We start from the raw sequence: 7,555 nt of genomic DNA, 5'->3' as shown, positions 1-7,555 counted from the left end.
AACGACGCATCGCCGATGGTAGTGTGGTGCTTCACCATGTGAGAGTAGGTCATCGTCAAGCTCCTATACGAAACCCCAGATCTCTAACGAGGTCTGGGGTTTCTTCTTTGCGCGGCAGAAAGTCGGGCGCGGCAGAGCCAACTGGTGGCGGGGGTGGCGGGGTAACCTGCAGGACGTGATCGCCGGCAAGCCGGCTCCTACGCTACGCGCCTGGGCTGAGTAATACGAAATTCCCGTAGGAGCCCGCTTGCGGGCGATGGCGAGGGGAGAGGGGGCTGCAGGTTATACCGGCAAACCGGCATCCTGCCGGGGCGTGAGCAAGTGGCGTATTGGCCACAAACAAAAAGGCCACCTTGCGGTGGCCTTTGTCGTTTCTGCTGTCAGTCGCCGCGGTATTCGCAGCCGCTGGTGCAGGTCTCGTGGATGCGTACCCGCGACAGCTCCGGCAGCAGCGGTTTGACCTGTTGCCAGATCCACTTGGCCAGTACTTCGCTGGTCGGGTTTTCCAGGCCGGGAATGTCGTTCAGGTAGTTGTGGTCGAGCTGTTCGTAGATCGGCTTGAAGATCGCCTTGATCTCGGAAAAGTCGCGAATCCAGCCGGTATAGGGATCGACTTCACCTTCGATGTAGATGGCGACCCGGAAGGAGTGGCCATGCAGGCGGCCGCACTTGTGTCCCTCCGGCACATGGGGCAGGCGGTGGGCCGCCTCGAAGATGAACTCTTTGAACAATTCCACTGAACAGCGCTCGCGTAATGATTTCGCCTGACTGGCGTTTGGCCGCGCAGTTTATCAGGTCTGTCCGTGAGCCTGGGCATTCAGTGGTCGCATGTGGGGCGCTCGATGCGGCAGTACCCCGTGGCATTGGGTGTCACAGCGGTTGCAGGCGCTCGGCCAGGCGGCCGCTCTCCACCAGTTCGAGAAACTCGTCGCCAAGGCGAGCGCTTTCCGTCATCGCCTGGCGCCAGTAACGCTCACGCCCGTCGTCGTTGCCCAGGTAGCGCTTGAAGTCGGTACGGTCAGGCAGCTTGCCGTGTGGCAGCTTCGCCAGGTATTCGCGGGAGGGGGCCAGCAGCAGCACATCCTGCAGGCGCGTGCGATCGCCTCGGCGCCAGGGCATGCTCTTGTCGAACCAGCCCGGTATCACCCTGTCGGTGAAATGAGGATAGAGGACGATATCGTCCCCGCTGTAGGGCAGGTCGAGGTGATAGTCGAGCAGACCGCCATCGCGATAGGCGCCGGGTTCCAGGCCGGGAATCTCGCGGATCGCTTCCATCACCATGGGGATCGAGCCGGAAGCCAGCAGAGCATGGCGCAGGTTTTCGGCTGTCAGGGCATGGAAGTGCGAGCGAAAGTCGTTCAGTTCCGCCAGCGGCGTCGTCTGCCGCGCATCATGCAGGATCACCCGGTCGAAATGCCTGCCGAGGCGTTGCCGCGCCAGCAGGTTGTTGCCGATGACCGACGACAGACCGAGACTGAGCTTGCCCCGGTGGTCGTGCTGCAACAGACCGTGGCTCTTCACCACGACGATATGCAGGCGATAGTGCGGGTTGGCGATGATGCTGGCGTCCTGGTCGGCCAGCAGCTCATGCAGCATCTGGCGGCAACTGCCGGATACGTCGGCCATGCTCACGCCCTTGGCGAAGCGCTGACTGGTGTAGAGCTCGCCGAGTCGACGGATACCGGCGGCCGGGTCCGGCAGGCAGGCACTGGCGAAGCGCCAGGAGCCGATGGACGCACCGATCAGCGCGCGTTCGCGAGGTGCGCGAGCCAGCCAGTCACCGAACAGCGCCAGGTCCAGGCCCTGTATGCCGATGCCCTTCGGGCCGCCAGCTGCGCCAGGCAGAATGCCGACATCCGCCGGGCTCAGGCCATGCTGGCGAATGCGTGCCAACGCTCTGGGGCCGGCCTTGAGGGTCAGGGCCGGGGACTTGATCTGGATCGCGCTCATCGATGCCTCCTTTCGCAACCGGCGATTATAAAGCTCCAGACGGGCAGGCCAAGCGACTTCATGAGCTGAATGACTGCACTGAATTCAGCTTGAATTAAGTGCCTGGGCCTAGAGTGGTGAGCGTTGATTCACTGCTGGAGAGACCCATGAAACGATTGATCGCCCTCACGACACTTGCCACCCTCGCCAGCGCCGCTACCATGGCCCAGGCGCGCGACCTTGGCCCGGACGAGGCGCTGCGCCTGCGTGATGCGGGGACCATTCAGTCCTTCGAACAGCTCAATGAGACTGCCCTGGCGAAACACCCCGGCGCGCGCATCGAAGAAACCGAACTCGAGGACGAATACGGTCGCTACATCTACCAGGTGGAACTGCGCGATGCCCAGGGCGTGCAGTGGGACCTGGAGCTGGATGCCAGCACCGGGGACGTGCTCAAGAATCACCAGGACGACTGATGAAGTTTCGACGTTCCACCATGCTCCTGCTACTACTGGCCTGCGGCTTTGCCAGCGTGCCAGGGCAGGCGCGTGATCTCGATCAGGACGAGGCGCTGCGCCTGCGTCGCGAAGGGGTCATCATGCCTTTCGAGCAACTGATGCTGCATGTGGCGCAGGCCTACCCGGATTCCACCTTGCTGGAAGCCGAGCTGGAGGAGGAGGACGGCGTGCTGGTCTACGAGGTGGAGATACTCACCACCGCCGGTGTGGTGCGTGAACTGGAGCTGGATGCCCGCGACGGGCGCGTTCTGAAGGACGAGGAAGACGACTGATGCGCCTGTTGCTGGTGGAAGACCATGTGCCCCTGGCCGATGAGCTGACGAGCAGCCTGAATCACCAAGGCTACGCCGTCGATTGGCTGGCGGATGGCCGCGATGCCGCCTATCAGGGCGCCAGCGAGCCGTATGACCTGATCATTCTCGACCTGGGCTTGCCGGGCAAGCCGGGGCTCGAGGTCCTGCAGGAGTGGCGTGCAGGCGGCCTGACCACGCCGGTGCTGGTGCTGACTGCGCGGGGTTCCTGGGCCGAGCGTATCGAGGGGCTGAAGGCCGGCGCCGACGATTACCTGACCAAGCCCTTCCATCCCGAAGAACTGGCATTGCGCATCCAGGCGCTGTTGCGGCGGGCGCATGGTCTTGCCAACCAGCCGCAGCTCGAGGCGGCTGGCTTGCAGCTGGACGAAAGCCGTCAATGCGTGACGGCTGGCGATGAGGTGGTCGATCTGACGGCCGCCGAGTTTCGTCTGCTGCGTTACTTCATGCTGCATCCCGGACAGATTCTCTCCAAGAGCCACCTGGCCGATCACCTGTACGATGGCGAGACCGAGCGCGACTCCAATGTCATCGAGGTGCATGTTAATCGCTTGCGCGGCAAGCTCGGGCGCAATGTGATCGAAACGCGGCGCGGACAGGGCTACCGCTTCACCGGAGAACGCGGTTGAGGTCGATCCAGCGTCGGCTTGGCCTCGGCCTGGCCGGCACGCTGCTGCTGGCCGGCCTGGTCCTGGCGCAGGCCAGCCTGTGGGTGTTCGACCGTGGCCTGCGTGCCTACCTGGAGGACTCCTTGCGCGACGAGGCGCAAGGGCTGCTGACCGCCCTGGTACGAGGGCCTTCAGGCCTGCAGCTGGATGAGCGGCGCCTCGATCCATCGTTCCAGCGGCAGTTCTCCGGGCACTACTTTCGCATCGACTTCTCCGACCGCAGCTGGCGTTCGCGCTCGTTGTGGGATCGCGAGCTGCTCAAGCCAAGCGGCACGGGCATGCAGGCCGAACTGGCCGACGGCCCGCAGGGCCAGCTGCTGCTGATCTACCGTGCCGACTACCGCCGCTATGGCGAGAACCTGTCGATCAGCGTGGCCCAGGACTACCAGCCGATACTGCAGAGCTTCCGCCACATGCAGTGGGTCGGGCTCGGGTTGGGCGGCGCCGCGCTGCTGCTGATGCTGCTGGCTCAGCGTTATACCGTGCGCCGCGCACTGCGTCCGCTGGAGCAGGTCCGCCAGCAGATCGTGCAACTGCAGCAGGGCCGCCGCAGCGATCTGGATGCGCAAGTGCCCGAGGAGCTGGAGTCGCTGGTGGCGCAGATCAACCACCTGCTGGCTCACACCGAGGACACCCTGAAGCGCTCGCGCAACGCCCTGGGCAACCTGGGCCATGCCCTGAAGACCCCGCTGGCGGTGCTGATCAGCCTGGCCGGGCGCGAAGAGCTGGCCGCGCACCCGCAGTTGCGCGCCAGCCTGCGCGAGCAGCTGCAGCAGATCGAGCAGCGCCTCAGCCGTGAGCTGGGCCGCGCGCGGCTGGCGGGGGAGGTGTTGCCGGGGGCGCGTTTCGATTGTGCGCAGGAGCTGCCGGGGCTGTTCGCCACCCTGTCGATGATTCACGACCGCGGGCTGTCCCTGGACTGGCAGGTACCGCCTGGTCTGGTGTTGCCACGTGACCGCGAGGACTTGCTGGAACTGCTGGGCAACCTGCTCGACAACGCCTGCAAATGGGCCGCGCAGCAGGTGCAGTTGACGGTGGAGGAAGATGCCGACGGCTATCGCCTGTGCGTCGACGATGACGGGCCAGGCATCGCTGTCGAACGCCGCGACGCGGTGCTCGGCCGTGGCACCCGCCTGGACGAGCAGGTGGCGGGGCATGGCCTGGGGCTGGGCATCGTGCGCGACATCATCGAGGCCTGGAATGGGCACATCGAATTGCAGGACAGCCCACTGGGTGGGCTGCGGGTGATGGTCCGTCTGCCCCGGCGTTGAGCGAGGCGCCGGGGGCGCTCACATACCGTTGGCGAATGCCGGGTTGTCGAAGCTGATCGCCTCGCGCACCGGCTGCAGGGCGTGGCCGTAGCGCACCAGTACGTCGAGCGCATAGTCGATGCGGCCACGGATGCGTTCGTCGGCTTCGTCCACCGCTTGCGGGCCGTTCAGCACCTTCTCGACCTGGCGCACGATCAGGTGCTCCGGCAGGTAGCACAGGCGGCAGTTCTTGTAGCTGGAAGCGCGCAGTTCCGCGATGGGGTAGGCGCCGCCGATGCCGGATGAGACGCCCACCAGCAGACCGGGCTTGTGCGCCAGCTCGGCCTTGCTGGCGTAGATGAAGAAGTTCTTGATCGCCGGGCAGGCCATGCCGTTCCACTCGGGGGCAATGATCACCAGCGCATCGGCTGCCGCGAGCTGCTGCCGATACAGGTTCCAGGGGCCGGTGTCTTCCGCCGGCCAGAGCGGCAGTGGTGCCAGCCCCAGGTCGATGACGCTGCTGGACTCGTGGCTGGTGTGGCCCAGCTCGATCAGGCGCTGACGCATTGCGCGAGCGACCTTTCCCGACTGGCTGTTGTTGCGGCTGGAGCCGGCGACCAAGGCGATATTGAGCATGCTGCTTCCCCCGAAAAAGAACGCAGGCTAGGCGATTGCCTGCCTGCGTTGCAAGGAAAGCACCGCCAGTTCAGGGATGATTTGGCGTCATACGCGGAACTGGTCCATCAGGCTCTGCTGGTGGTTGGCCAGACGGTTGAGGTTCTGGCTCACCTGGGCGGATTCGTCGGCCTGAGCGCTGATGGATTCGGTGACATCGCGGATCGAGGCGACGTTGCGGTTGATCTCCTCTGCCACCGAACTCTGTTCTTCCGCCGCGCTGGCGATCTGCAGGTTCATGTCGGTGATCAGGCTGACCGCCTGGCTGATGCGTTGCAGCGCCGCCACGGCCTGGCTGACCTGGTCCACGCTCCCTTGCGCCTGGCGGTGGCTGCTGTGCATGGTGCTGACCACTTCACGGGTGCCGCTCTGCAGGCCCTCGATGACCTGGCGGATTTCTTCCACCGAGTCCTGGGTGCGCTTGGCCAGGTTGCGCACTTCATCGGCGACCACCGCGAAGCCGCGTCCGGCCTCGCCAGCCCGTGCGGCTTCGATGGCGGCATTGAGGGCGAGGAGGTTGGTCTGCTCGGCGATGGCGCGAATCACTTCGAGCACCGAACCGATCTGTTCGCTGCTGCTGGCCAGGCCTTCGACCTCCTGCATGGCGACGTTCATTTCATTGGCCAGCAGCTCGATGCTATTGGTGGTCTGGCCGATGACCTGCAGGCCTTCCTGGCTGGCCTGGTCGGCATTGCGCGCGGCTTCGGCGGCCTGCGCGGCATTGTGGGCAACGTCCTGCGCGGTGGCGCTCATTTCCTGGAAGGCGGTGGCCACCTGGTCGACTTCACGGTACTGCTGCTGCATGCCGGCGCTGGTCTGGCTGGCGATGGCGGCAGACTGGTCAGCCGTGCCGCGGGCATCGATCACGCTGTTCTTCACGTCGGCGATGATGGGCTGCAGCTTGTCGAGAAAGCGGTTGAACCAGCCGGCCAGCTCACCCAGCTCGTCCTGCCTGGCGTATTCCAGACGGCGGGTCAGGTCACCTTCGCCGCTGGCGATGTCCTTTAGCATGGCCGCGACGCCGAGGATCGGGCGGGTCACCCCGCGTGCGGTCAGCCACATCAGCAGCAGGCCGGCGACGACCGCGACCAGGCCGATCAGCAGTGCTGCCAGGCTGTCGCGGGCACGGTTGGCATCGAGTTCGGCGCCGAGTGTGATGGCACGCTCCAGCAGCACCGCCTGGGGCACTTCCAGCAGGACGGTCCAGGGCTTGGCCTCGGGAATCGGCTTGAACGGGCTGAGCTCGCGGAGCATCTCGCCATGCTTCAGTTCCTCATCCTTGCCGTCCTGGATCAGGCTGCGCAACTCGCTGGAATGATCCGGGAATGCGCGCTCGACGGCTTGGCTCAGCAGGCTGCCATCGCGGCTGTGTCCCGCGAGCAGGGCACCGGGGCTGAAGATGCTGACGTGGCCTTGTCCGCCATACAGTTCGGCGTTGGCCTCCTGGCTGATCTGCTGCAGGCTGGCGAGGCTGATGTCGAGGCCCATGACCCCGATGATCTTGCCGTTCAGCTCCAGGGGGAAGGCGATGCTGGTCATCAGCGTCTTCTGGCCGCCGACGTCGTCGTAGTAAGGTTCCAGGACGCAGGCCTGGCGGGTGTCGCGGGGGCAGGTGTACCAGGCGTTGTAGGCCACGCCGTTGTCGCCGGGGGTGGTGTCGCCGAGCAGTTCTTCGGTCATCGCCTCGGATTCCAGCTCACCGACCGTGGCTTGCGACCAGTACAGCGCGAAGCGACCGACCTCGTTGCTGCCGAGTTCGGCCTGGTCGGCGAACAGCTCATCCTTGCCATCCAGCGCGTTGGGTTCGAACACCAGGTACAGCCCGAGCAGGCCCGGGTTGGCTTCGAGGCTGGTGCGCACCTGGCGCGTGAGGTCTTCGCGCAGGTCGAACGCATCGAGGAAGCGCTTCTCGGCCTGCTCGCGCAGGAACAGGATCTGCCTGGAGAAGCCCTTGCCATACTGGTAGGCGTCCATGAAATAGCGCTGGATGCGGATCGCCTGTAGCTCTCCACGGGCCTTCAGGCGCAGCTTGGCGCTTTCCTCCAGCATCCCGGAGCTGGCTTCGCGTACCAGGTTGGCGCTGCGGCTGGACTGGAACTGCGAAGCGCCCACCAGCAAGGTGACGATGGCGAGCAGGCACAGGCCGGCGAGCAGGGTGATCTTCCACTGGATCGAAAGACGACTGAACAGCATGGTGCGTTCCT

At 65.1% G+C, this 7,555-nt stretch carries 8 protein-coding genes; 4 read left to right on the top strand and 4 right to left on the bottom strand.

From position 1 onward, the window contains the following. Positions 1–380: 380 nt before the first annotated feature. Positions 381–737 carry a 6-carboxytetrahydropterin synthase QueD gene (gene queD / locus EWH21_RS14660; protein WP_003461315.1) on the bottom strand — a complete coding sequence of 119 codons (357 nt, stop codon included), beginning with the start codon at positions 735–737 and terminating at the stop codon, positions 381–383. Positions 738–870: 133 nt separating this feature from the next. Beyond that, positions 871–1,950, bottom strand: coding sequence for a patatin-like phospholipase family protein (locus EWH21_RS14655; protein ID WP_047591377.1), 1,080 nt, complete (start codon positions 1,948–1,950; stop codon positions 871–873). Positions 1,951–2,096: 146 nt separating this feature from the next. Here EWH21_RS14655 and EWH21_RS14650 point away from each other — a divergent pair, with 146 nt between their 5' ends. From EWH21_RS14650 to EWH21_RS14635, 4 genes are read left to right on the top strand one after another with little or no spacing between them, the layout of a single operon-like run. Continuing rightward, positions 2,097–2,405, top strand: coding sequence for a PepSY domain-containing protein (locus EWH21_RS14650; protein ID WP_150605591.1), 309 nt, complete (start codon positions 2,097–2,099; stop codon positions 2,403–2,405). Beyond that, positions 2,405–2,719 carry a PepSY domain-containing protein gene (locus tag EWH21_RS14645; protein WP_179554366.1) on the top strand — a complete coding sequence of 105 codons (315 nt, stop codon included), beginning with the start codon at positions 2,405–2,407 and terminating at the stop codon, positions 2,717–2,719. The genes EWH21_RS14650 and EWH21_RS14645 overlap by 1 nt, the downstream gene beginning before the upstream one ends. Beyond that, positions 2,719–3,387, top strand: a complete 669-nt coding sequence (locus EWH21_RS14640; protein WP_047591371.1) for a response regulator transcription factor — start codon at positions 2,719–2,721, stop codon at positions 3,385–3,387. Before EWH21_RS14645 ends, EWH21_RS14640 begins: the two co-directional genes overlap by 1 nt. Continuing rightward, positions 3,384–4,697 (top strand): ATP-binding protein, encoded by a 1,314-nt coding sequence (locus EWH21_RS14635; RefSeq protein WP_277698676.1) that lies wholly within the window; start codon positions 3,384–3,386, stop codon positions 4,695–4,697. The genes EWH21_RS14640 and EWH21_RS14635 overlap by 4 nt, the downstream gene beginning before the upstream one ends. Positions 4,698–4,715: 18 nt before the next feature. Here EWH21_RS14635 and EWH21_RS14630 read toward each other — a convergent pair whose 3' ends face one another. Together EWH21_RS14630 and EWH21_RS14625 are read right to left on the bottom strand one after the other, a co-directional pair. Further along, entirely contained in the window at positions 4,716–5,312 is a 597-nt protein-coding gene (locus EWH21_RS14630; protein WP_175254246.1) for an NAD(P)H-dependent oxidoreductase, read from the bottom strand. An 87-nt stretch (positions 5,313–5,399) separates the two neighbouring features. Further along, positions 5,400–7,544, bottom strand: a complete 2,145-nt coding sequence (locus tag EWH21_RS14625; RefSeq protein WP_277698675.1) for a methyl-accepting chemotaxis protein — start codon at positions 7,542–7,544, stop codon at positions 5,400–5,402. Positions 7,545–7,555: the final 11 nt, after the last annotated feature.

Source organism: Pseudomonas sp. REST10 (assembly GCF_029542605.1).
In the GTDB taxonomy this organism is placed as follows: domain Bacteria; phylum Pseudomonadota; class Gammaproteobacteria; order Pseudomonadales; family Pseudomonadaceae; genus Aquipseudomonas; species Aquipseudomonas khazarica.
Note: the sequence above shows the minus strand (reverse complement) of the source record. Positions and strands in the feature narration are given on the sequence as shown.